18 protein-coding genes are annotated in these 24,019 nt (G+C 66.4%); 17 read left to right on the forward strand and 1 reads right to left on the reverse strand.

Going from position 1 to position 24,019, the window contains the following annotated elements; translation table 11 throughout:
* Nucleotides 1-111 precede the first annotated feature (111 nt).
* A complete protein-coding gene (locus tag ACIQ67_RS09965) occupies nt 112-1,101 on the forward strand; it encodes a carbonic anhydrase (RefSeq protein WP_397534215.1) in 990 nt (329 codons plus the stop codon).
* 31 nt (nt 1,102-1,132) lie between these two features.
* On the opposite strand, the gene ACIQ67_RS09970 is transcribed toward ACIQ67_RS09965, so the two are convergent.
* Complete coding sequence (locus ACIQ67_RS09970; protein WP_397534216.1) at nt 1,133-3,433, reverse strand: ATP-binding protein; 2,301 nt, start codon at nt 3,431-3,433, stop codon at nt 1,133-1,135.
* A 393-nt stretch (nt 3,434-3,826) separates the two neighbouring features.
* Here ACIQ67_RS09970 and mraZ point away from each other — a divergent pair, with 393 nt between their 5' ends.
* The 16 genes from mraZ (at nt 3,827) to ACIQ67_RS10050 (ending at nt 23,985) form a co-directional block, all read left to right on the forward strand.
* Nucleotides 3,827-4,255: a division/cell wall cluster transcriptional repressor MraZ gene (gene mraZ / locus ACIQ67_RS09975; RefSeq protein WP_397534242.1), complete on the forward strand. Its 429-nt coding sequence runs from the start codon at nt 3,827-3,829 to the stop codon at nt 4,253-4,255.
* Nucleotides 4,255-5,241, forward strand: coding sequence for a 16S rRNA (cytosine(1402)-N(4))-methyltransferase RsmH (gene rsmH / locus ACIQ67_RS09980; RefSeq protein WP_397534217.1), 987 nt, complete (start codon nt 4,255-4,257; stop codon nt 5,239-5,241). The genes mraZ and rsmH overlap by 1 nt, the downstream gene beginning before the upstream one ends.
* The gene (gene ftsL / locus ACIQ67_RS09985) at nt 5,238-5,531 is read left to right on the forward strand and encodes a cell division protein FtsL (RefSeq protein WP_397534218.1); all 294 of its coding nucleotides are present in this window, start codon (nt 5,238-5,240) and stop codon (nt 5,529-5,531) included. The genes rsmH and ftsL overlap by 4 nt, the downstream gene beginning before the upstream one ends.
* Nucleotides 5,528-7,333, forward strand: coding sequence for a peptidoglycan D,D-transpeptidase FtsI family protein (locus tag ACIQ67_RS09990; RefSeq protein ID WP_397534219.1), 1,806 nt, complete (start codon nt 5,528-5,530; stop codon nt 7,331-7,333). The genes ftsL and ACIQ67_RS09990 overlap by 4 nt, the downstream gene beginning before the upstream one ends.
* Entirely contained in the window at nt 7,333-8,838 is a 1,506-nt protein-coding gene (locus ACIQ67_RS09995) for a UDP-N-acetylmuramoyl-L-alanyl-D-glutamate--2,6-diaminopimelate ligase (RefSeq protein ID WP_397534220.1), read from the forward strand. Before ACIQ67_RS09990 ends, ACIQ67_RS09995 begins: the two co-directional genes overlap by 1 nt.
* Before the next feature lie 11 nt (nt 8,839-8,849).
* Nucleotides 8,850-10,280, forward strand: coding sequence for a UDP-N-acetylmuramoyl-tripeptide--D-alanyl-D-alanine ligase (murF, locus tag ACIQ67_RS10000; RefSeq protein ID WP_397534243.1), 1,431 nt, complete (start codon nt 8,850-8,852; stop codon nt 10,278-10,280).
* Nucleotides 10,270-11,448: a phospho-N-acetylmuramoyl-pentapeptide-transferase gene (mraY, locus tag ACIQ67_RS10005; protein WP_397534221.1), complete on the forward strand. Its 1,179-nt coding sequence runs from the start codon at nt 10,270-10,272 to the stop codon at nt 11,446-11,448. The genes murF and mraY overlap by 11 nt, the downstream gene beginning before the upstream one ends.
* Nucleotides 11,449-11,455: 7 nt before the next feature.
* Nucleotides 11,456-13,243 carry a UDP-N-acetylmuramoyl-L-alanine--D-glutamate ligase gene (murD, locus tag ACIQ67_RS10010; RefSeq protein WP_397534222.1) on the forward strand — a complete coding sequence of 596 codons (1,788 nt, stop codon included), beginning with the start codon at nt 11,456-11,458 and terminating at the stop codon, nt 13,241-13,243.
* Complete coding sequence (gene ftsW, locus ACIQ67_RS10015) at nt 13,243-14,517, forward strand: putative lipid II flippase FtsW (protein ID WP_397534223.1); 1,275 nt, start codon at nt 13,243-13,245, stop codon at nt 14,515-14,517. Before murD ends, ftsW begins: the two co-directional genes overlap by 1 nt.
* Before the next feature lie 148 nt (nt 14,518-14,665).
* A complete protein-coding gene (gene murG, locus ACIQ67_RS10020) occupies nt 14,666-15,748 on the forward strand; it encodes an undecaprenyldiphospho-muramoylpentapeptide beta-N-acetylglucosaminyltransferase (protein ID WP_397534224.1) in 1,083 nt (360 codons plus the stop codon).
* The gene (gene murC, locus ACIQ67_RS10025; protein WP_397534225.1) at nt 15,745-17,145 is read left to right on the forward strand and encodes a UDP-N-acetylmuramate--L-alanine ligase; all 1,401 of its coding nucleotides are present in this window, start codon (nt 15,745-15,747) and stop codon (nt 17,143-17,145) included. Before murG ends, murC begins: the two co-directional genes overlap by 4 nt.
* On the forward strand, nt 17,145-18,119 hold the full coding sequence (locus ACIQ67_RS10030) for a D-alanine--D-alanine ligase (protein ID WP_397534226.1): 975 nt from the start codon (nt 17,145-17,147) through the stop codon (nt 18,117-18,119). Before murC ends, ACIQ67_RS10030 begins: the two co-directional genes overlap by 1 nt.
* A 10-nt stretch (nt 18,120-18,129) precedes the next feature.
* A complete protein-coding gene (locus ACIQ67_RS10035) occupies nt 18,130-18,969 on the forward strand; it encodes a cell division protein FtsQ/DivIB (protein ID WP_397534227.1) in 840 nt (279 codons plus the stop codon).
* 6 nt (nt 18,970-18,975) lie between these two features.
* The gene (gene ftsA / locus ACIQ67_RS10040) at nt 18,976-20,205 is read left to right on the forward strand and encodes a cell division protein FtsA (protein ID WP_397534228.1); all 1,230 of its coding nucleotides are present in this window, start codon (nt 18,976-18,978) and stop codon (nt 20,203-20,205) included.
* 104 nt (nt 20,206-20,309) lie between these two features.
* Complete coding sequence (ftsZ, locus tag ACIQ67_RS10045; RefSeq protein ID WP_397534229.1) at nt 20,310-21,539, forward strand: cell division protein FtsZ; 1,230 nt, start codon at nt 20,310-20,312, stop codon at nt 21,537-21,539.
* A gap of 388 nt (nt 21,540-21,927) precedes the next feature.
* On the forward strand, nt 21,928-23,985 hold the full coding sequence (locus ACIQ67_RS10050; protein WP_397534230.1) for an ATP-binding protein: 2,058 nt from the start codon (nt 21,928-21,930) through the stop codon (nt 23,983-23,985).
* Nucleotides 23,986-24,019 lie beyond the last annotated feature (34 nt).

A 24,019-nucleotide genomic window follows, 5' to 3' on the forward strand; every position in this document is an offset into this window, starting at 1 on the left:
GGGACTAATTCAGCGTCGCCCTAAAGAGCGCCGCCAAGCGTCCGAAGAAGAGGGCTAGAAGGGCTCCGCGGCCAGGCATGAGGTCGTCCTGGGCGGGGCCAGGAGCCTGCAATGCCGCCATTCGAATCGATCATCAAGCCCGGAGTCGCCGCAGTGCCTACGCTGCTGGCGCTCAGCCTGCTGACTCTTGCGCCGGCCTGGGCGCAGAACCGTCCGGCGGCTATCAGCACCAAGCCGGTGCCGCGCGCCGTGGCGGAGCCCGCTGCCAGCCAAGACGATGCCAGTGATCCGCTGCGTCAGCGCCTTGCCGATCGCCTGAGCTCAGGCCAGGAGCCGATCGACAGACCCAGACCTGGCGTGCGTCCGTCCAGCAGGGACGGCGGCGCGCAGGGCGGCAAGTCGGCCAGCAAGGGCGATGGGCATGCTGCCGTGCATTGGTCCTATGTCGGTGAGGGCGCGCCCGATCGTTGGGGCCAGTTGCGCCCAGACTACCGCCTGTGCGCGATCGGCACGCGCCAGAGCCCGATCGACATCCGTGAGGGTATCAAGGTCGATCTGGAACCCATCCAGTTCGACTACCGGCCAAGTGCCTTTGCGGTGCTGGACAACGGCCACACCGTGCAGGTGAATGTGGCACCCGGCAGCAGCCTGCAGGTGATGGGGCGCCGCTATGAGTTGCAGCAGTTCCACTTCCATCGCCCGAGCGAAGAGCGCGTGATGGGCCGGCAGTTCGAGATGTCGGCGCATCTGGTGCACAAAGATGCCGAGGGGCGCCTGGCGGTGGTCGCGGTGCTGCTGGAGCGCGGGCCCGAGCAGCCGCTGGTGCAGATGGTGTGGAACAACCTGCCGCTGGAGAAACACGAGGCGCTCAACGGGCCGGGGCAGATGGATCTGCAGCTGCTGCTGCCGGCCGACCGCAGCTACTACACCTATATGGGCTCACTGACGACGCCCCCTTGCTCGGAGGGCGTGCTCTGGATGGTGATGCGCCAGCCGGTGCCGGTGTCCGTCGAGCAGGTCAACATCTTCTCGCGCCTGCACCCGATGAACGCACGGCCGCTGCAGGCCGGCTCAGGGCGGCTGATCAAGGAAAGCCGCTGACTGCGGCTGGGCTGCAGCGGCTGTCCAGCCCTCAGGCAGCCTGCCGGCCGCGCTGCAGCCAGGTCTGCAGGCTGCTAAACAACTGCTCAGCGACCACGGGCTTGGCGACATGGGCGTTCATGCCCACGTCCAGGCAGCGCTGGCGTTCTTCGGCAAAGGCATTGGCCGTCATCGCCAGGATGGGGATGCTCCGGCCGCGCTCGGTGGCGCGGATCGCCAGCGTCGCATCCAGGCCATCCATGTGCGGCATCTGCATGTCCATCAGAATCAGCGCGTAGTCGCCTGCGGCGGCCATTCGGACCGCCTGCTCGCCATCGTCCGCCACGTCGACCTGTAGGCCGGCGCTGTTGAGCAGAGCCACGGCGACCTCCTGGTTGACTGGGTTGTCTTCGGCCAGCAGTACCCGGGTGCCACCGAAGTCCTGCTGCAGCCGGCGGGCGATCTGACTGGGACTGTGCACGACCGGTGCCTCCAGCCGCAGCGCGGCCGGCTCAACCGGCACGACAAACCAGAAGCAGCTGCCTTGCCCGGGCATGCTCTCGACGCCCACCTCGCCATGCATTAGATCGGCAAGGCGTCGGCAGATGGCCAGGCCCAGACCGGTGCCGCCATAGCGCCTCGTCGTGGAACTGTCGGCCTGCTCGAAATCCTGGAACAAGCGCTCCTGCGCTTCAGCCGCAATGCCGATGCCGCTGTCCCGCACCTCGAAGCGCAGCTCGATTCGTTTGGGTGTGTCCAGCGTGGCCCGGGCACTGAGGCGCACAAAGCCGTGCTCGGTGAACTTGATGGCATTGCCGACGAAGTTGAGCAGCACTTCAGCGATGCGCTGAGGGTCGCCGACCAGGCTGCGTGCCGCCAGCGCCGGGGCGACCTGCAGCTCGAACTGCAGCTGCTTCTCGGCGGCGCGCGGGGTCAGCATGCTCGTGATGTTGTCGAGCACCCGCCCTAGGGTGAACTCGGCACGATTCAATTCCAGCTTTCCGGCTTCGATCTTGGAGAAGTCGAGCACGTTGTTGATCACCGTCAGCAGATGCTCGGCGGCGTCGGCGACCTTGCGCAGGCGCTCCTGCTGTTCAGGCTCGATGGTGTCGCGGCGAACCAGATAGGTCAGGCCGATGATGGCGTTCATCGGTGTGCGGATCTCGTGGCTCATATTGGCCAGGAAGGCGCTTTTGGCCCGGCTTGCGGCTTCGGCCGCCTGGGTGGCCTCAGCCAGGGCTGCCGTGCGCGCCTCGACCAGTTCTTCAAGGTGGTGACGGTAACGCTCCAGTTCCACGGCATCGCGGCGCTGGCTGCTGATGTCGGTCAGGAAACCGTGCCACAGCACCGAGCCGCCATCCTCAAGCTGCGCGATGGCATTGCCGAACAGCCATCGCTCGCTGCCGTCGCTGTGCAGGGTGCGGAACTCCTGCTGCCAGGGGCTCAGGCTGCGCGCCGAGGCCAGCAGTGAGTCACGCACCGTGCCGCGATCCTGCGCATGGATGCGCTCGAACCAGGCTGCAGCACTCTCGCCGAGTTCGGCTGGGCTCAGTTGGAAGTAGTCCTTGACGGCCTCGCTGACGTACGCGAATGCAAAGTTGTCGATGCCGCGCATGCGCAGCTGGTAGACCACGCCGGGCACTGTCTCGGCCATGCCGCGCAGGCGGGCGATCAGGTCACGCTGGGCCTCGAACTGCTGCTGCAAGGCGCCCCGCATATGTTCCAGGTGCTCACCCAGCAGGCCGATCTCGTCATCACGTTCGCGGCGCAGCTGCGCATTGAAGCGCCCGCCGGCCAGATCATTGGCAAATCGGCCCAGTTCCCGCAGCGGCCGCATCAGGCGCGAATTCACCAGCAGCAGCACCAAGGCCAGCGAGACCAGCAGCTGGCCGCCCAACGTGGCGCCGTATAGCCAGCGTTGACGGGCCAGTGCTGCGCTGACCAGATGGTCGTCCAGCTCGATCTCGATCACACCGATCTTGCTGGTGCCTCGCATGATGTCGCGACGGCCTTGATGCACGCGGCCTTGACCGCGTTCGGGGAATGTGACGTCGATGAAGGGCTTGGACTGCGTCGTGTCGCTCACCTTGACGCGCACCACGTCAGGCGATTTGGTGATGGCCGACACCACCTCACGCGCTGCCACCGTGTCGAGGTTCCACAGCAGCTCGGGCATGCTGCTGGCGAGCACATCCAGCTTGGTCTGCAATTCACGCTCTTGCGCTTCGGCCGCGACTTGCGGCTCACGCAGACCGATCAGCAGGCCACCGATCAGCAGCGCTGGCAAAAGCAGGCCGATGCTGGCGCCAGTCGCGATGGCGACGAAGAGCGAGCTGGTGGCTTTGCGGCTCAATGAATGACCTCTGTGATGCCGGTTGGCATCATCACTTTACATCTGGGCCGCATCCCCCAAACAGTTGATCAGCCCATGCAATCAGGGACATTCCCGAGGCAGCGCGCCCAGCCTGCGCGCGCTTGCCTTCCCGCGAGACGCCCCCACTGATGCCGGCTGCCGCAGGTCAGCGCATTTGTGCTGGAGGCTGGGTGGACCGGAAAGCTAATCCACCACTTGCAAAGCACTCTGCAAGTCCTTCTTTTTGAACGATTTTTGCCTTCGTCTTGACTGCAAAAACGGCTTCTAAGTGCTTGATTTCATTGAGAAATTTTCAATTTGGCCTTGACCAGTCATTGGTGCGTCAGTAAAGTGGTGAAAAGTGGCTTTTGGTGGGTTGCGGTGGCAAATTTTGTGTTTCAGGGGGCCTCAGCCTTGGCGATGGACGCCAAGGGGCGTCTGGCCGTCCCGACACGCCACCGTGAGGTGCTGCAGGCGCTGTGTGCCGGGCAGCTGACCATCACCAAGCATCCTGAAGGCTGCCTGATGGTGTTCCCGCGTCCGGCCTGGGAGAACTTCCGCGACAAGATCGCTGCCTTGCCGATGTCGGCTGCGGGCTGGAAGCGGGTCTTTCTGGGTAATGCCATGGACGTTGAGATCGACAGCGCGGCGCGCGTGCTGATCTCGCCGGAATTGCGCACTGCCGCCAGCCTCAGCAAGGACGTGATGCTGCTCGGCATGGGCAGCCACTTCGAGCTCTGGGATGCCGCTACCTATGCGGCGCACGAAGCCCAGGTCATGCAGTCCGAGCTGCCGGACGCTCTCAAGGATTTCAGCTTCTGATGAGCGCCTCTGCCGATTTCACCCACACCACCGTGCTCTTGAGCGAGACCGTTGAGGGCGTCCTGAACGACCCGGCCGGCATCTACGTCGACGGCACCTTCGGTCGCGGCGGCCATTCGCGGCTGCTGCTGCAGAAGCTGGAGCCAGCGGGGCGGCTGATCGCGATCGACCGCGACCCCGAGGCCATTGCGGCGGCCACCACGGGCGATGCGCGGGTCACGGACCCGCGTTTTTCCATCTGTCATGCCGGCTTCGCCGACATGCAGCAGCAGCTGGCCGGCCTGGGGGTCACCCAGGTTCAGGGTGTGCTGCTCGATCTGGGCGTTTCCAGCCCGCAGATCGACAACCCGGCGCGCGGGTTCAGCTTCCGCTTCAGCGGACCGCTGGACATGCGCATGGACACCACCCGTGGCGAGAGTGCTGCGGATTTCCTGGCCCGCGCCGATGAGCGCCAGATAGCAGAGGTGATACGCAACTATGGGGAAGAACGGTTTGCTGCACAGATTGCAAAGGCGCTTGTTGCTCGCAGGGAAGGCGGGGGTGCTGTTCGAAGCACCGATGAGCTTTCCAAAGTCGTGGCTGGCGCGGTCAAAACCCGCGAGCCGGGCCAGGATCCTGCAACGCGCACATTTCAAGCGCTTCGGATTCACGTCAACGCCGAGCTTGAGGAGCTCGAGCAGGGGCTGAAGGCGGCGCTGGCGCTGCTGGCGCCGGGCGGCCGCTTGGCCGTGATCAGCTTCCATTCGCTGGAAGACCGCATCGTCAAGAACTTCATCACCGCGCACAGCAAGGAGGAGTTCGATCGCCGTGCGCCCTTTGCTGCGCCCAAGCCGCTGGCGCTGAAGGCGCTGGCGCGCATCAAGCCCAGCGCGGCCGAGATCAAGGCCAATCCGCGCTCCCGTTCGGCGGTGCTGCGTGTGGCCGAGCGTACCGACGCTGCGCTGCCTGAGCCGACGGCGCCGCGCCGTGCGGGGAGGGTGCGTTGAATCGCCTGAACTTCCTGCTGTTGGTGGCGGTGCTTGCCAGCGGCCTGGTGTTGGTGAACAGCGCCTATGACGCACGCCAGCTCTTCACTGCGCGCGACCGTGCGCGGGCCGAAGCGCTGCGCCTGGAGGCGGACCATCAGCGCTTGCTGGCCGAGCGGCATGCCCAGGCCACCAATCTGCGCGTCGAGTCGGTGGCGCGAGAGCGGCTGCAGATGCGCGTGATCACGCCGGCCATCACCCACCAGCCGGGCGCACCAGTTGTGTCTGCCGCTTCTGGGGTGGCGCGATGAGCCGCTTTTGGCCGTTCGGCTCCGGCAAGAAGGGGGCAGCCGTGCGGGGCGTCGGCAACACGCGCGGTGTCAGCTATTCCAGCAGTCCGCTGCTGGCGGCCAAGACGCCGCCCTGGCGCTCACGCTTCCTGGTGGCGCTGGTGGGTGTGGCCTTCATGGGGCTGCTGGCGCGTGCGGCCTATGTGCAGGTGTTCGCCAGCGAATTCTTCCAGCGCCAGGGCGAGGCCCGTTACGCGCACACCATGGAGCTGCCCGCCAGCCGCGGCCGCATCCATGATCGCAATGGTCAGGTGCTTGCCACCAGCGTGGCCGTGCCTTCGATCTGGGCTATCCCGAAGGAAGTCGATGCCGATCCGGACAAGCGCCGTGCACTGGCCAAGCTGCTGGGCCTGAGCAGCCAGGAACTCGACAAAAGGCTCGATCCTGCGAGCCGCTTCGTCTGGCTGCGTCGCCAGGCCGACCACGACACCGCCAGCGCCATCAAGGCGCTGGGCTTGAAGGGTGTCTTCCAGGATCGCGAGTACAAGCGCAAGTACCCGGAAGGTGAGGCGGCGGCCCATGTGGTGGGCTTCACCAATATCGAAGACCGGGGGCAGGAAGGCATCGAACTGGCCTTCCAGAAGGAGTTGCAGGGCCGCGACGGATCGCGCTCGGTGGTGCGTGACCGGCTCGGCCGGGTGGTCGAGGACTTCGGTGAGCTGATCCCCGCCAGCAACGGACGCGATGTCCAGTTGTCGGTCGACTCCAAGGTGCAGTTCTTCGCCTACCAGCGCGTCCGCGATGCGGTGGCCGAGCACAAGGCCAAGGCCGGCTCGGTGGTGGTGCTGGACGTGAAGACCGGCGAACTGCTGGCGCTGGCCAACTTCCCCAGCTACAACCCGGGCGATCGCAGAAACCTCAGCGGCGCCCAGCTGCGCAACCGCGCCCTGACGGATATCTTCGAGCCGGGCTCGACGATGAAGCCCTTCATCGCGGCGCTGGCGCTGGAGACCGGGCGGGTCGCGCCGGAGACCCCGATCCAGACCGCACCGGGCCGCATGACCATCACCGGCTCGACCATCACCGATGCCCATCCGCACGGCGTGCTGAGCGTGCGCGAGGTGATCCAGAAGTCCAGCAACGTCGGCACGGTGAAGATGGCCATGCAGATGCCGCCGCGCGAGATGCACGAGATGTTCACCGCCATCGGCCTGGGCCAGCGGCCGCAGCTGGACTTTCCCGGTGCCGTCACCGGCAAGCTGCGCCCCTACAAGAGCTGGCGGCCGATCGAGCAGGCCACGATGAGCTATGGCTACGGCCTGTCGGCTTCCCTGCTGCAGCTGGCGCGTGCCTACACCGTGTTTGCCCGTGATGGCGATGTGATTCCGATCACGCTGACCAAGCGGCCGGACGGCCAGCCGGTCAGCGGCATCAAGGTGTTCTCGCCGACGACGGCCAAAGAGGTCCGGCTGATGCTGCAGATGGCCGCCGGTGACGGCGGCACCGCGCCCAAGGCGCAGGTCTCGGGCTACAGCGTGGGCGGCAAGTCGGGCACGGCGCGCAAGCAGGAAGGCAAGGGCTATGCGGGCAACAAGTACCGCTCGTGGTTCGTCGGCCTGGCGCCGATTTCGAATCCGCGCATCGTGGTGGCGGTGATGGTGGATGAGCCCACAGGCGGCGTCTATTACGGCGGCGCCGTCGCCGGCCCGGTGTTCAGTCAGGTGGTGGCGCAAAGTTTGCGCCTGCTCAATGTGGCGCCTGATCTGGAGGTCAAGCCACAGATCGTCACCAAGCAGGTCACCGCAGTCGAGGAGAGTTTCTGATGGGCGCTGTGACGATCACACGTCTGAAGTCGGCTGAAGCCGCGGCACGCTGGCTGCTGGAGTGGACCACCGGCACGCTGCGCAGCGACAGCCGGCAGGTTCAGGCGGGCGATGCCTTCATCGCCTGGCCAGGCCAGTCGCGCGATGGACGCCAGTTCGTGCAAGCCGCGCTGGATGCTGGCGCGGCCACCGTGCTGGTGGAGGCCGACGGCGTCGAAGCTTTTGCCTTTGCCGACGCGCGCATCGCCGCCCTGCATGGGCTGAAGGCCGCGACCGGCACGATTGCCTCGGAGTTCCATGGCGAGCCCAGCCGCAAGCTCGCGGTGGTGGCCAGCACCGGTACCAATGGCAAGACCTCGACCGCCTGGTGGACCGCACAGGCGCTGAGCCTGCTGGGCCAGCGCTGCGGCGTGGTGGGCACGCTCGGGATTGGAGATGCACCGACTGCTGGCAAGCCGGCCCAGATCGAACACACCGGCCTGACCACGCCGGACCCAGTGCAACTGCAGCAAGCCTTCCGGCGCATGGTTGAGCAAGGCTATGGTGCTTGCGCGATCGAGGCTTCGTCGATCGGTCTGGTCGAGCACCGTCTGACGGGGGCGGCCATCCGCGTGGCGCTGTTCACCAATTTCACGCAAGACCATCTGGACTATCACGGCGACATGGCGGCCTACTGGCTGGCCAAGCGCACGCTGTTCGACTGGCCCGCCCTGCAGGCTGCGGTAGTGAACCTGGATGACGCGCAGGGTGAGCGTCTGGCCACGGAGTTGGCGGCGCGCCTGGATGTCTGGACCTACGCGATCAACCGTGAGGCCCGGCTGTCGGCGCACGCGCTGCACTATGGCCCGACAGGGCTTGCGTTCACGCTGCGTGAAGGCGACGAGGCGCTGCCGGTGCAGACCAGCCTGATCGGTGAGTACAACATCGCCAACCTGCTGGCCGTGATCGGCGGCCTGCGGGCGCTGGGCCACAGCCTCGCCGATGCCGCCCGCGTGGCGGCGCAGGTGACGCCGGTGCCGGGCCGCATGCAGCGCATCGGCAATGGCGCCGAGCTGCCGCAAGCCGTGGTCGACTACGCTCACACGCCCGACGCACTGGACAAGGCGCTGGCCGCGCTGCAGCCGCTGGCTGCGGCACGGGGCGGTCAGCTGGTCTGCGTGTTCGGCTGCGGCGGCAACCGTGACCGCACGAAGCGCCCGCAGATGGGTGCCATCGCGGCACGGCTGGCGCAGCGCGTCGTGATCACCAGCGACAACCCGCGTGACGAAGCGCCCGAAGCCATCCTGGCCGATATCGAGGCCGGCATCGCTGCGGGCACGGAACGCCTGGTCATCGCGGATCGCCGGGAAGCCATCACCCGTGCGGTGCTGGAGGCGGGCAGCCGCGATGTGGTGCTGATCGCGGGCAAGGGCCATGAGGACACCCAGGAGATCGCCGGCCAAAAGCTGGCCTTTTCCGATGTGGATGAGGCACGCGCGGCCTTGCTGACGAGGGCTGGCCTGTGAGCGACACCATGATGACCTTGGCCCAGGCCCATCACTTGCTGCTGCCGGCCGTGCCGACGGCGCGCCTGGTGGGCGACGGCACGACCGAGATCGCGCGCGTGCACAGCGATACGCGCACTCTGCGCGCCGGCGACCTGTTCGTCGCGCTGCGCGGTGATCGCTTCGATGCGAACGACTTCCTGGCCCAGGCCAAGGCCAGCGGCGCGGTGGCCGCGCTGGCCGAGCGGGGTCTTGAGGCAGCCGGCCTGCCCGGCATCGAGGTGCCTGATGCAAAGGCCGCCTTGGGGGCGCTGGCCGCGGCCTGGCGCTCGCACTGCCATCTGCCGGTGATCGCCGTAACCGGTAGCAACGGCAAGACCACGGTCACGCAGATGATCGCCAGCATCCTGCGCGCCTGGCTAGGCCCGGCGGCGCTGGCCACCGAAGGCAACTACAACAACGACATCGGCGTTCCTTTGACGTTGCTGCGCCTGCGCCAGGACGATCACCAGTGGCACCGCGCCGCGGTGATCGAGTTGGGCATGAACCATCCCGGCGAGATCGCCCCGCTGGCCGCAATGACGCATGCCACGGTGGCCCTGGTCAACAACGCGCAGCGCGAGCACCAGGAGTTTCTGCAGACCGTCGAGGCGGCTGCGCGCGAGAACGGCGCGGTGATCGAAGCGCTGGGCCCGTCTGGCGTGGCGGTGATTCCGGCCGAGGACGGCTGCGCGCCGATCTGGCATGCGCAGGCCGGCCGGCGCGCGGTGCTGAGCTTCGCGATGCAGGGCCAATCCGACGTGGGCGGCCGCGCGGCCTGGGTGCAGGGCGGCGAGAGCACCGGGGCCGGCCACTGGGCGCTGGAGCTCAGCACGCCCGTCGGCAGCGCGCCGGTAGTCCTGCGCATGGCCGGCCAACACAATGTGCGCAATGCCCTGGCCGCTGCGGCCTGCGCGTTGGCGGCCGGTGCGCCGCTGGCGGCCATCGTGCGCGGCCTGGAGAGCTTCGAGCCGGTCAAGGGCCGCTCGCAGCTGAAGAGCCTGCTGCGCGACGGTCAGCGCATCACGCTGATCGACGACAGCTACAACGCCAACCCCGACAGCGTGCGCGCTGCCATTGATGTGCTGGCCGATCTGCCTGGGAGCTCCTGGCTGGTCCTCGGCGATATGGGCGAGGTCGGCGAGCAGGGCCCGGAATTCCACCGCGAAGTCGGCGCCTACGCGGCCAGCCGCGGTGTCAGCGCCTTGTGGACGGCCGGTGAGGCCTGCACCCATGCGGCACAGGCCTATGGCTCAGGCGCCCGCCACTTTCAAACCAGCGCGGACTTAATCGCTGCGCTGTCACAGGCGCCGCGCGCCAAGAACATCCTCGTCAAGGGATCGAGATTCATGCAGATGGAACAGGTGGTGGCCGCCCTGATGGCGCCTGAGACCACGAACGGAGGCGCGCACCATGCTGCTTAGCCTGTCTCAATGGCTGATGGATCTGTACCCGGAGCTGGGTTTCCTGCGCCTGTTCAACTACATCACCTTCCGCGCAGTGATGGCGGCCATGACGGCGCTGCTGATCGGCCTGGCCTTCGGACCCTGGGTGATCCGCCGGCTGACCGAGATGAAGATCGGCCAGCCGATCCGCCAGTACGGCGTGCAGCAGCATCTGGCCAAGAGCGGAACGCCGACCATGGGCGGCGTGCTGATCCTGATCGGCATCGGCATCTCGACGCTGCTGTGGTTCGACTGGAGCAACCGCTTCGTCTGGGTGGTGATGCTGGTGACTATGGGCTTCGGCGCCATCGGCTGGGTGGATGACTGGCGCAAGGTGGTGCACAAGGATCCCGAAGGCATGCGCAGCCGCGAGAAGTTCTTCTGGCAGTCGCTGATCGGCCTGATCGCAGCGCTATATCTGGCCTTCAGCGTCTCCGAGACCAGCATCCTGGGCGTGATCGAGCTGTTCTATCGCTGGGTGACCAGCGGCTTCTCGACCGATTTGCCGCCCAAGGCCGACCTGATAGTGCCCTTCTTCAAGACGGTCAGCTATCCGTTGGGCGTGTTCGGCTTTATCGCGCTGAGCTACTTCGTCATCGTCGGCACCAGCAATGCGGTGAACTTCACCGACGGGCTGGATGGCCTGGCCATCATGCCGGTGGTGCTGGTCGGCTCGGCGCTGGGAATCTTCGCTTATCTGACCGGCTCGTCAGTGTTCTCCAAATACCTGCTGCTGCCCTACATCCCAGGTGCTGGCGAACTGCTGATCTTCTGCGGCGCGCTGGCGGGGGCAGGTCTTGCCTTCCTGTGGTTCAACGCGCATCCGGCCCAGGTCTTCATGGGCGATGTCGGCGCGCTTGCGCTGGGCGGCGCGCTTGGCACCCTGGCAGTCATCACGCGCCAGGAGATCGTGCTCGGCATCATGGGCGGCATCTTTGTCGCCGAGGTGCTGTCGGTGATGATCCAGGTCAGCTGGTTCAAGTACACGAAGAAGCGCTACGGCGAGGGTCGCCGTTTCTTCAAGATGGCGCCGCTGCACCACCATTTCGAGAAATCGGGCTGGAAAGAGACCCAGGTGGTGGTGCGCTTCTGGATCATCACCATGCTGCTGTGCCTGGTCGGCCTGGCCAGCTTGAAGCTCAGGTGAGCGGGCGATGAATCATCTCAAGGGCCTTCACGTGCTTATCCTCGGGCTGGGTGACTCCGGCCTGGCGATAGCCGCCTGGTGCTTGCGCCATGGTGCGACGGCCCGCGTGTGGGACTCGCGCGAGAATCCGCCGCAGCTGGCGGCGCTGCGCGAGCAGCTCCCGGCTGTCGACTTTTTCAGCGGCGCCTTGGCGGCCGAAGCCGTGTCTGGCATGCAGCTGGTGCTGAAGAGCCCGGGCCTGTCACCGCAGGATGAACGCCTCAAGCCCCTGCTTGACGCCGCACGCGCCAGCGGCGTGCCGGTGCAGGGCGAGCTGGACCTGTTCGCCCGCGCGCTAGCCGACCTGAAGGCTGAGCGCCGCTACGAGCCGGCGGTGCTGGCCATCACCGGCACCAATGGCAAGACCACCACTACCTGCATGACTGCGCTGCTGGCCGAGCGCGCCGGCAAGCGTGTCGCGGTGGCCGGCAATATCGGCCCCAGCCTGCTGACGACCTTGCAGCAGGCGCTGGACCTGGAGCCCGCGCCGGTCTTGCAGGAAGCGGCGCTGGATGCTTCGAGCGGGGCCGACGAGGCGCAGCCCGATGGGCCGGTCGATACGATCGAAGAGATCGATGGCAGCGAGCTCGTCGAGGAGGCGGCTCAAGCGGCGGGCGAGGCCGAGCCCGCCGCGCAGGAACGCAGCACTCTGGAAGAAGTGGCGGAGTTGCTGGACGAGCAGCCGCTGCCGATCAAGCCGCCGGCACCGAAGCCCGCGGTGTTCGAGCATCTGCCCGAGGTCTGGGTGCTGGAGTTGTCGAGCTTCCAGCTCGACACCGTTCAGGGCTTCGAGCCGACCGCCGGTGCGGTGCTGAACCTGACGCAGGACCATCTGGACTGGCATGGCGATATGGCCGCCTACGGCCGCGCCAAGTCCCGCATCTTCGGCGACGCTGCGCTGATGGTGATCAACCGCGACGACCCGCTGGTCGAAGCGATGGTGCCGGTGCCCGTCAAGCTGCAGCAGGGCCGCGGCCGGCCTAGCAAGATGGTCGCGCGCAAAGTGGTCCGCTTCGGCCTGGATGCGCCGCGCCAACCCGGCGATTACGGTCTGGTCCACGAAGGCGGCATGGCCTGGCTGGTGCGCGCCATGGAGGCCGACGAGACGCTGAAGAAGCGCAAGGGCGATGCCGACGAGGAGCTGATCATCCAGCGTCTGATGCCGGCCGATGCGCTTCGCGTGCGCGGCCGGCACAACGCCGCCAATGCGCTGGCCGCCTTGGCGCTTGCCAGTGCCGCCGGCTGTGCGCTGGCGCCGATGCTGCACGGCTTGCGCGAGTACCGCGGTGAGCCGCACCGCGTCGAGCATGTGCTGACCATCCGCGGCATCGATTTCTACGACGACTCCAAGGGCACCAATGTCGGTGCCACCGTGGCAGCCATCAGCGGCCTTGGCGCGGATCGCGCGCCGGCTCGCTTGCTGCTTATCCTGGGCGGCGATGGCAAGGGGCAGGACTTCAGCCCGCTGCGTGAGCCGCTGGCTCGCCATGCGCGCGCGGTGGCCTTGATCGGGCGTGATGCGCCTGCGCTCGAAGCGTCGCTGGCCGCCCCGCTCTCCGATATCGGTGTGACGATGCAAGGCTTCGAGTCCCTGCAGGACGCCACACGCTGGTGCCTGAGCCAAGCCGTCGAGGGCGACAGCGTCCTGCTGAGCCCGGCCTGCGCCAGCCTGGACATGTTCCGCAACTATGCCCACCGGGCCGAGGTCTTCGTCGCCACGGCGCAGGAACTGGCCAATGAAGAGGGGCTGGCCTGATGAGCGACGCGACGAACTCCGGCCTGAACGCGATGACGCGCTGGACCGAGCGCCTGCGCGCGTTGCTGAGCGGCCGCGAGCCGGCCGAGGCCGTGCCGGTGCGCGACTGGGTCAGCACCTCGGCCGGCCAGCCGACCCGCATCGTCGGCTTCGATATGACGCTGGTGTGGGTCGTGCTGGCCCTGCTGTCGCTGGGCATGCTGATGGTCTATTCGGCCAGCATCGCGCTGCCGGACAACCCCAAGTTCGGCCGCTACCTGCCCACCCACTTTCTCTACAAACACATGCTGTCCATCGGCCTGGCCCTGCTGGCCGGGCTGATCGTCGTGCAGATCCCGGTGGCCATGTGGGAGCGGGCGGCGCCCTGGCTCTTCATCCTGGCGCTGCTGCTGCTGATCGTGGTGCTGATTCCGGGCGTGGGCAAGGGCGTCAACGGTGCACGCCGCTGGCTGCCGCTGGGGGTAATGAACTTCCAGCCCTCCGAACTGGCCAAGCTGGCGATGGCGATGTACGCAGCCAACTACATGGTGCGCAAGATGGAGGTGAAGGAGAACTTCGTCAAAGCCGTCTGGCCCATGGTAGTTGCCCTGGGCGTGGTGGGCCTGTTGCTGCTGGCCGAGCCGGACATGGGCGCCTTCATGGTGATTGCCGCGATCGCGATGGGCATCCTGTTCCTGGGCGGTGTCAATGGCCGCATGTTCTTCCTGGTGATCGCGGTGCTGATCGGCGCCTTCGTGCTGATGATCACCTTCAGCGAGTTCCGCCGCGAACGCATCTTTGCCTACCTGAACCCCTGGGACGAGAAGTACGCGCAGGGCAAGGCCTACCAGCTGACGCACTCGCTGATCGCCTTCGGCCGGGGCGAGCTGTTCGGCCAGGGCCTGGGCAGCAGTGTCGAGAAACTGCACTACCTGCCCGAGGCGCACACCGACTTCCTGCTGGCGGTGATCGGCGAAGAGTTGGGTCTGGTGGGCGTGGCGCTGGTGATCTGCGCTTTCTTCTGGCTGTCGCGCCGGCTGTTTCACATCGGCCGACAGGCGGTGGCGCTGGACCGAGTCTTCGCCGGCCTCTATGCGCAGGGTGTGGGCATCTGGATGGGCGGCCAGGCATTCATCAATATCGGCGTGAACCTGGGCGCGCTGCCGACCAAAGGCTTGACGCTGCCACTAATGAGCTATGGTGGCTCCGCCATCCTGATGAACTGCATCGCGTTGGCCATTGTGTTGAGGATAGACATTGAAAACAGGCAACTCATGCGAGGAGGTCGAGCATGAGCGCCTGGATGCTTTGCAGCCAGGCGGGCGCGCGAATTGAGCGCGCCACCGGCCTGTTTCGACGCAGGCTCATGTCGCGCAGCGACGTGAAGCGCACGCAGTGCGCGTGCCGTGGCCAGAGTCGCCAACTCATGTGCGGAGGCAGCGCATGACGAAGCATTTGGTCATCATGGCCGCCGGCACTGGCGGCCACATCATCCCGGGCCTGGCTGTTGCTGAGGAAATGAAGCGCCGCGGCTGGAGTGTCAGCTGGGTGGGTACCGAACAGGGCATGGAGAACCAGCTGGTGCCGGCCGCCGGCCTGCCGCTGGATCGCCTGGCCTTTGCCGGCCTGCGTGGCAAGAGCTTGAAGCACACGCTCAAGGGTGTGGTCGGCCTGGTGCGGGCTTTTGTGCAGAGCCGCCAGGTGCTGGTCACGCGCGGTGCCGATGCGGTGCTGGGCATGGGTGGCTATGTCTGCCTGCCGGGCGGGTTGATGGCCTGGCTGATGAAGAAGCCCCTGCTGCTGGTCAATGCGGACGCCGCCATGCTGCTGTCCAACCGCGGCCTGGCGAGGTTCGCCAAGCGCATCGCCTTCGGCTTTGACGGTGCGGCCGCCGCATCGACACCCAAGGCGGTGGTCACCGGCAATCCGGTGCGCGCCGAGATCGAAGCGATTGCGTCGCCGGCCGAGCGCTATGCCGGCCGCAGCGGCCCGCTGCGCGTGCTGGTGGTTGGCGGCTCCCTGGGCGCGCAAGCACTCAACGCCGCGGTGCCGCGTGCGCTGGCGCTGTGGCCAGAGGAAGCGCGGCCTGTTGTCACCCATCAGACCGGCCAGGCGAATTTCACGACGGTACAGGCGGCCTACCGCGCCGCCGGCGCGCAGGCCGAGTTGCTGCCCTTCATCGACAACATGGCGGCGCGCTTGGCGGACTGCGATCTGATCATCTGCCGCGCTGGCGCCATCACGGTGAGCGAACTGTGTGCAGCCGGCGTGCCGGCGGTGCTCGTGCCGCTGGTGGTCAGCACCACCGCCCACCAGCGCGACAACGCGCGCTTCATGGCCCAGCATGAGGCGGCGATCCATCTGCCGCAGAGCGAGCTGACCGCCGAGACGCTGCATGCGCTGCTGAGCGGGCTGGGCCGCGAGCAGCTGCAGGCCATGGCGATCCGCGCCCATGGCCTGGCGCGTCCGCGCGCCGCCGGCCGTGTGGCCGACGAAATCGAGAAACTGGCAGAGGCCGCCGCATGAAGCACGCCGTCAAACATATCCACTTCATCGGCATGGGCGGTGCCGGCATGAGCGGCATCGCCGAGATCCTGCATCAGCTGGGCTACACGGTGAGCGGCTCCGACCAGAACGCCAGCGAGACGCTACAGCGGCTGGGCACGCTGGGCCTGCGCGTGCATGTGGGCCACGCCGCCGCGCACATCGCCGGCGCTCAAGCCGTGGTGGTGTCGACCGCGATCAAGCCCGACAACCCAGAGCTGCTGGCGGCCCGCGCCGCCGGCGTGCCGGTGGTGCAGCGTGCGGTGATGCTGGCCGAGCTGATGCGTTTGAAGAAGGGCATCGCGATTGCCGGCACGCATGGCAAGACCACCACCACCTCGCTGGTCACCTCGGTGCTGGCCGAGGCTGGCGTGGAGCCCACCTTCGTGATCGGTGGAAAACTCAATGCTGCCGGTGCTAACTCGCAGCTCGGTTCAGGTGAGTACATCGTGGTCGAGGCGGACGAGAGCGATGCATCCTTCCTGAACCTGCTGCCGATGCTGGCGGTCGTCACCAATATCGATGCCGACCACATGGACACTTATGGCCATGACTTCGGCAATCTGAAATCAGCCTTCGTCGACTTCCTGCACAAGATGCCGTTCTACGGCGCGGCAGTGGTCTGCGGCGACGATGCCGGCGTGCGCGACATCCTGCCGCGCCTGCAGCGACCGGTTGTCACCTATGGCTTTGAGCCGGTCAATGAACTGCGCGCCGAGAACGTCGAGGCGCTGGAGGGCGGCCGCATGCGCTTCGTCGCACGCAGCGCCGGCCAGCCCGATCTGCCGGTGACGCTGAACCTGGCGGGGAGGCACAACGTACTGAACGCACTGGCCGCGATTGCGGTGGCGCGCGAGATCGAGCTGGGCGACGAGCCGATCGCCGCAGCGCTGGCCCAGTTCGGCGGCGTGGGCCGGCGCTTCCAGCACTGGGGCGAGTTGCGCGCGGCCGACGGCGGCCGCTTCACGCTGATCGACGACTACGGCCACCACCCGGTGGAGATGGCGGCCGTGCTGTCCGCCGCGCGCGGCGCCTATCCGGGTCGGCGCCTTGTGCTGGCTTTTCAGCCGCACCGCTACAGCCGCACGCGGGATTGCTTCGATGACTTTGTGCGCGTGATCGGTGAAGCCGATGCGGTGCTGCTGACCGAGGTCTATGCAGCAGGCGAAGCCCCGATTGCGGCCGCTGATGGCCAGGCCCTGGTGCATGCCTTGCGTGCAAAGGGCAGGCTGGAGCCGGTGTTCGTCGATGCGATAGCGGCGCTGCCGCAGGCGATTGCCGAACACACGCGCAACGGTGATGTGGTGATCGTGATGGGTGCCGGCTCGATCGGTGCGGTGCCGGCGCAGTGCGCCGAACTTTTGAAGGATGTCCAGTGATGAATCTGGATCTGAATATCGACCCAAAGGCCCTGGGCAAGGTGGCGGTGCTGATGGGTGGCCATTCGGCGGAACGCGAGGTTTCGCTGACCATGTCGGGCCCGGGCGTGCTGGCGGCGCTGCGTGGCGCCGGCGTGGATGCGCAGGGCTTCGATCCGGCCGAGCGCGCCCTCGGCGAACTCAAGAGCGAAGGCTTTGCGCGCTGCTTCATCGCACTGCACGGCCGCGGTGGCGAGGACGGCACGGTGCAAGGCGCGCTGGAGTGGCTTGGCATTCCCTACACCGGGTCCGGCGTGATGGCTTCGGCAATTGCGATGGACAAGATCGTCACCAAGCGCCTGTGGCGCGGCGACGGCTTGCCCACGCCGCGCTGGCTGAGCCTGAAGAAGGCCGAGCTGACACGCGAGCGCGTGCGTCTGGTGCCCGATGAGCTGGGCCTGCCGCTGTTCGTCAAGCCACCGCACGAGGGTTCCAGCATCGGCGCCAGCAAGGTGGCAGGCTATTCGGACATGCAGCAGGCGGTTGAGCTGGCGGCGAAGTACGACGCCGAAGTGCTGTGCGAGGAGTTCATCGACGGTGAGGAGCTGACCTGCCCGGTGCTCGGCGAGGGCGACAGCGCCTTTGCGCTGCCGGTGGTGCGCATCCGTGCCCCCGAAGGTGACTACGACTATCAGAACAAGTACTTCACCGATGTCGTCAAGTACGACTGTCCGAGCGGGCTGCCTGAAGCGCTGGAGCGCGAGATCCAGGCGCTGGTGGTGGCGGCCTACCGCTCGCTGGGCTGCCGCGGCTGGGGCCGCGCCGACCTGATGCTGCGCAAGCAGGACATGAAGCCCTTCCTGCTGGAGATGAACACCGCGCCGGGCATGACTTCGCACTCGCTGGCGCCGATCTCGGCCCAGGCGGCCGGCATCTCCTACGAACAACTGTGCCTGTGGCTGCTGGCCCAGGCACGCCTGGATCAGCAAGGCTGAGCCCGAGCACATGAAGCCCAGCATGGACGCCGCCACCCAGCCGCTGCCGCCCGACATCCGTCTGATGAACGGTGTCACGGCGCTGCTGCTGGTCGGCCTCGTGCTGGCGGTGCTGGCACTGGCGGTGCACAAGTTGGTGCGTCTGCCGGCTTTCGCGATCCGCCACATCCAGGTGGAAGGCGAAGTTGATCGCAACAGCGTGGCCTCATTGCGGGCGAATGCGCTGCCGCGTCTGTCGGGAAATTTCCTGACGCTGAAGCTGTCGCAGGGACGCGCGGCCTTCGAGGCGGTGCCCTGGGTGCGGCGCGCCACGGTGCAGCGGGTCTGGCCGAATCAAATGCTTGTGCGGCTTGAGGAGCATCAGCCGGCGGCTTATTGGGAAACCCGGCCGGAAGGGGCGGATGGCCAAAGCGATGCAGCGGCGGAGCGCGTCCTCGTGAACAGCTTCGGCGAAGTGTTTCAGGCCAATCTGGGTGATGTCGAGGATGAGGACCTGCCGGTGCTGGCCGGACCCGACGGGCGCGCAGCCCAGATGCTGGCGATGTGGCGCCAGCTGCAGGCGCTGACCGGGGTGCTGGACGATGCGGTGGAGCGGCTGGACCTGTCCAGCCGTGGCTCCTGGCGCGTCACGCTGGAGCGTGGCGCGGTGATCGAGCTCGGCCGTGGTGCCGATGCCGAAGTGTTGGCGCGCTATGCGCAGTTCGCCCGCTCGCTGCCAGAAATTACGACGCACTACCAATCCCAGCTTGCCACGGCCGATCTGCGCCATGCCGAGGGGTTTGCCGTGCGTCTGCGCGGTGTATCGACAGCGCCCGTCGTCCCCGTCCGGGGCCGGGCCAAGAAAACGTGAGGGCATATGGCCAAGGAATACAAGGATCTGGTCGTTGGTTTGGATATCGGCACCGCCAAGATCATGGCGGTGGTGGCCGAGGTGCTGGGCAATGGTGAGCTGCGCATTGCCGGCCTGGGTGTGGCGCCTTCGCATGGCCTCAAGCGCGGCGTGGTGGTGAACATCGATGCGACGGTGCAGTCCATCCAGCAGGCGCTGAAGGAGGCCGAGATGATGGCCGACTGCAAGATTGGCCGCGTCTACACCGGTATCACCGGCAGCCATATCCGCGGCCAGAACTCCACCGGCATGGTGATCGTGCGCGACAAGGAGGTCACGCCGGTGGATGTGGCGCGGGTGGTGGAAACGGCCAAGGCCATCAACATTCCCAACGATCAGCGCCTGCTGCTGGTCGAGCCGCAGGAATTCATCATCGACGGCCATGAGGTCAAGGAGCCGGTCGGCATGAGCGGCGGGCGCCTGGAAGTCAAGGTGCACATCGTCACCGGCGCCCAGAGTGCGGCCGAGAACATCGTCAAGTGCGTGCGCCGCTGTGGCCTGGAAGTCGACCAACTGGTGCTCAACCCCAGCGCCTCCAGCGCTGCCGCGCTGACCGCCGACGAGCGCGATTTGGGCGTCGCGCTGGTGGATATCGGCGCCGGCACCACCGATGTGGCGATATTCACCGGCGGCTCAATCCGCCATACCGCGGTAATCCCGATCGCCGGGGATTTGATCACCAGCGATATCGCGATGGCCTTGCGCACCCCGACCAAGGATGCCGAGGAAATCAAGGTCGAGTATGGGGTGGCGAAACAACTGCTGGCCGACCCGTCCGATCAGGTCGAGGTTCCCGGTCTTGGCGATCGCGCCCCCCGCATGCTTTCAAAACAAGCACTTGCCGGAGTTATTGAACCCCGAGTCGAGGAAATATTCTCGCTAGTGCATCAGGTCATCCGCGAAAGCGGTTACGAGGAATTGCTGTCGTCCGGGATTGTTTTGACAGGCGGATCGGCGGTGATGCCAGGCATGGTGGAGCTGGCCGAGGACATATTCCTGAAACCCGTGCGGCGCGGCAACCCGACCTATAACGGCGCGCTGTTCGATATGGTTTCCAACCCGCGTTCGGCGACGGTGATGGGTTTGCTGGAAGAGGCCAGGCTGTCGCGCACCCGGGGTTTGAAGGCAGCGCAGCAGGCGGGTTCCATGAAAACTCTGATGGGACGGGCGAAGGATTGGTTCCTGGGTAATTTTTGAGCTGAGTCGCGACGTCGCGAATCTGCGACCAGGGCTCAAATAAAGGGGTATTCCCCGTAGTTTTTCACGCGTGGCAACGGCACAATTGGCGAAGGAGGTTTGATATGGCGATCGAGATGATCGAAGAGTTTGACCAGGGCACCCAGATCAAGGTGATCGGTGTAGGTGGCGGCGGCGGAAACGCGGTGGACCACATGATTGCCCAAGGCGTTCAAGGTGTGGAATTCATCTGCGCCAACACGGATGCCCAGGCGCTCAACCGCTCCAAGGCCGACCAACTCCTGCAGCTTGGTAGCACCGGTCTCGGTGCAGGCGCCAAGCCCGAGATGGGCAAGGCTGCCGCCGAAGAGGCTGAAGCCCGCATTCGCGAATCCATCCAGGGCGCCAATATGCTTTTCATCACCGCCGGCATGGGCGGTGGGACTGGCACGGGCGCTGCGCCGGTGATTGCCCGCGTCGCCAAGGAAATGGGCATCTTGACGGTCGGCGTGGTGACCAAGCCCTTCGAATTCGAAGGCAACCGTCGCTCCAAGGCCGCCGATTCCGGCCTGACCGAGTTGGAAGCCAATGTGGATTCGCTGATCGTCGTGCTGAACGACAAGTTGCTTGATGTGCTGGGCGACGACGTCACGCAGGACCAGGCTTTCGCTCATGCCAACGATGTGCTGAAGAACGCCGTCGGCGGCATCTCCGACATCATCCACATGCCCGGCCTGGTGAACGTCGACTTCGAAGACGTCAAGACCGTGATGAGCGAGCCCGGCAAGGCCATGATGGGCACGGCCGTGGCTGGTGGCCCGGACCGCGCGACCAAGGCCGCCGAAGCCGCCGTGGCCTGCCCGCTGCTGGAAGGCATTGATCTGTCCGGCGCGCGCGGCGTGCTGGTGCTGATCGCGGCCAACCGCAACACCTTCAAGCTGGCTGAAAGCCGCAACGCGATGAACGCGATCAAGCGCTATGCCGCTGAAGACGCGCACATCATCTACGGCACGGCCTACGACGAAAGTCTGGGTGACCAGCTGCGCGTCACCGTGATCGCCACCGGCCTGAGTTCCAGCCGCGCGCGTGCCCAGGCGCCGCTGCAAGTGGTGCAGACCCAGGCGGCGCTGCGCACCGGTACCGACAACCTGCCGGTGCTGAACCAGGCGGTGAACCTGCCAGGCCAAGGTGCCACGACCCATGCACCCGCCATGGGTGGCAACGACTTCGCCGGCATGAGCGTTCCCAGCGTTTGGCGCCATGGCCGCACGGCAGCTGCAAAGGTGGAAGCCCTGTCGTCCAACGGCATGGACGAGATCGAGATCCCGGCTTTCCTGCGCAAGCAAGCTGACTGAGGTGGGAGCGAGACGAGTCCTTGCGGACTCGTTGACCCCTGCCGAAGGACCGGCCCTGCATGGCCGGGCTGAGGACCGAGCAAGGTGCACTGCGCGCCTTGCAACGCCCAGCGAAGGACATGGCTTGCAAGCGGCGTGGCTGATGCAGCGTCAGGCGGCGAGCTTGTCTCGCCTCCCCGGCTCCAATGAACCGGCCCTTGCGGCCGGTTTTTTTGTGTTCAGCGCGCTTGATTGGGCTTGGTGTTATCCGGCTCTAGTCAGCCAGGCTGAGAGGGTGCAGACTGCAAAGCCGAGCGACCGGTGTCAGGTCTTGCCCCTGCTCCGCGGCACCGGGGCTGCGGCTCGTCAGTCTCCGCTGCCGGCATCCCGCCCTCTCTTCAGACCTGCCATGCGCTTCAGCCACCGTCCGCGATGCTGCATCAAGTCACCGACCCAACTGGCCTGGCTTGTGCTGCAGTCGGTGTTGCTTGCGCTTTGCCTCACTCTGGGCCTTGCCGGCGGTGCGATGGCGCAAACCCAGAATCTGCCGTTTGCTTTTGACGTCGATGGCGAGCCGCCTGCGCATATCGATACAGCGCAGTTGGCAGTGACGCCGATGAGTCGCGCGCAGCTGGATCTGTGGTGGGAAACGCTCAGGCGGCTGGAGGGACGTGCGCTACCTCTGAGCGGCAAGCTGCAGCCGCCGAGTGACGAATCAGTGTGGGCGGCCGTCAGCCTGCCCGATGTGCGGAGGCGACCGGCCTTGGGCGCCGCTTCAGCCCGCGCTCCGCAGCACTCGCTCGAGATGCGCTGGTACCGGATGCAGTACGCCGCGCCGGACCGATCGGCAATCGGCGCACTCGCTGTCTATATGGCACGGGCCCGAACGCTGCCAGTGGCTCTGCTGATGCGCACCGAGGCGGGCTGGGTGCCCGTGTTTGACAACACCGCCGAGGCGCGCGAGCAATGGGTGCGGCCGCTGATGGCGAACCTGCCAGGCTTTGCCAGCGAGCAGCTGATGCGCGAAGGTGCGCTGGAGATCCTGCTGGCGGTGCCGGTGCTGCGCAACGAGGCCTACATGGTGCCCAGCGTCTGGATGGGGCTGCGCGAGGGTGTGGAGCCCATGTACCGGGCCCGCTGGCTGATGCAGATCGCGCTGCCGCAGGGTTCCGGCCTGTTGCTGGCCGTGGTGGCGGTGTTCGTGCTGTCTGTCTGGCTGCGCAACCGCCAGGACCGCGCCTATCTGCTGTGCGGCGTGCTGGCGCTGCTCTCGATGTTCCGCAATCTGCACTACTACGTCGACATGCCGCGCGACCCCGTGGTGTACCAATGGTTCTGGTGGCTGACCAGTGCCTCGATGTCCTGGGTGCTGCTGACCTGCTTCCTGCTGGCCCTGTTGTTTGTGCAGCGTCGCTACCTGGCCTTTGAGCGCCTGCTGATCGGGCTGGTGGTACTCAGCACCACGCTCACCCTGCCGCTGTGGCCCTGGCCCATCAACACCCTGCTGGTGCAGCATCTGGTGAACGCGGTGGTGGCGCTAGGCGGCGCCGGTTTCATCGGTCTGATGGCCTGGCGCAGTGGCCACCGTGAGCTGCAACTGGTGGCTTGCGGTCTGGCCTTTGCCCTGGCTCTGGGCATCCATGATCTGGCCCTGCTCTCCGGGCTCGCCTGGCATGAGCATGCCTCGGTGCTGCCCTATGCCACGCTGGTGATCGGCGTCTGTTTCCTGGTGGCGATCCGCGGTCGCTTCGTCAATGCGCTGCGCCAGGTGGAGCTGGCCAATGATCAGATGGCGCAGCGCCTGGTGGAGCAGGGTACGCAGCTGCAACTTCAGCACGAGCAGCTTGGCGAAGCCGAGCGCCAGCAAGCTCTGCTGATGGAGCGCCAGCGTCTGATGCAGGACATGCACGACGGACTGGGTTCCTCGCTGTTGTCGGCGATGGTGGCCGTCGAGCAAGGGCGCATGCGGCAAGACCAGGTGGTGGATGTGCTGCGCGAATGTGTCGACGACTTGCGCCTGGTGATCGACTCGCTGGAGCCGGTGGGCCACGACCTGGTCTCGCTGCTGGCGACCATGCGTTACCGCCTGGGCAAGCGCCTGCAGGCCGGTGGCCTGAAGCTCGAATGGGATGTACAGGACTTGCCGACGCTGGAGTGGCTGGAGCCGCCGGATGCGCTGCATGTGCTGCGGCTGTTGCAGGAGGCGCTCAACAATGTGCTGAAACATGCGTGTGCCTCCCGCGTGCGCATTTCCACCCGCGACCTGGGCGACCGGGTCGAGATCCGTGTTGAGGATGATGGGCGCGGCTTCGACCTGGCGATGGCCGAGAAAGGGCGCGGCCTGCGCAGCCAGCTCAAGCGCGCACAGCGCCTGGGCGGCAGTGTGCTGCTTGAAGCCCGGCCCGGCCATGGCACCCGCTTGAGCCTGCGCCTGCCGGTGCAGCGCCCGCCGGCACCGCCGGCCTGAGGCCGGGTTCTGATGCGTGCGCTGCAAAAATCAG

Source organism: Roseateles sp., from assembly GCF_044373315.1.
GTDB lineage: Bacteria > Pseudomonadota > Gammaproteobacteria > Burkholderiales > Burkholderiaceae_C > JACDQM01.